Origin of the sequence: Enterobacter sp. IF2SW-B1 (assembly GCF_001743375.1) — a bacterium.
In the GTDB taxonomy this organism is placed as follows: Bacteria; Pseudomonadota; Gammaproteobacteria; order Enterobacterales; family Enterobacteriaceae; genus Enterobacter; species Enterobacter bugandensis.
The window spans coordinates 1-666 of the sequence record NZ_MJAA01000106.1 but is presented as its reverse complement, the minus strand read 5'-3'; the positions used below and the strand labels follow the sequence as shown (position 1 = coordinate 666).

The window sequence follows — 666 nt, the reverse complement described above, 5'->3', positions numbered from 1 at the left end:
AGAAGTTGACAATGGTCAACAACAAAAGTTAAAAGAAGCTGATAATGAGAGACAAGAAGTTGACAATGGTCAACAACAAAAGTTAAAAGAAGWTGATAATGAGAGACAAGAAGTTGACAATGGTCAACAACAAAAGTTAAAAGAAGCTGATAATGAGAGACAAGAAGTTGACAATGGTCAACAACAAAAGTTAAAAGAAGCTGATAATGAGAGACAAGAAGTTGACAATGGTCAACAAGAGTTGTTTAAAAAAATAAATGAATCAACAAATAGAGAATCAACAGTGAAGAGACTTTTAGAAGATGTTTATTCTAAAGAGAATGCTCGAGGTATTCTTAATAAAATAAAACCAGAAGATTATAATTTAAGTTCTAAAGAAYTAATAAATAAAATAATTAAAGCCGGMATAGATTACTCTGAAGAAAATAATAGTAAGTACAAAGTCTTTGCTTCTGTTCCTAAAGCTAATATTACTTTGAAAAATGAGTATAATATTGGTAATTCTTTAGTGGTTAGAAGTGATAAAGTTATAAAACCAGAAGATTATGTTAATTATCCAGAAGGGTATCACGTTCAAAGTTATGTTTAGTGGTTAGAAGTGATAAAGTTATAAAACCAGAAGATTATGTTAATTATCCAGAAGGGTATCACGTTCAAAGTTATGTT

1 protein-coding gene is annotated in these 666 nt (G+C 29.0%); it reads left to right on the top strand.

Features of this window, described 5'->3' with window-relative positions; translation table 11 throughout:
• Positions 1-589: hypothetical protein (locus tag A6013_RS27335; protein WP_175437407.1), on the top strand; the 589-nt coding region annotated here is incomplete at its 5' end.
• Positions 590-666: the final 77 nt, after the last annotated feature.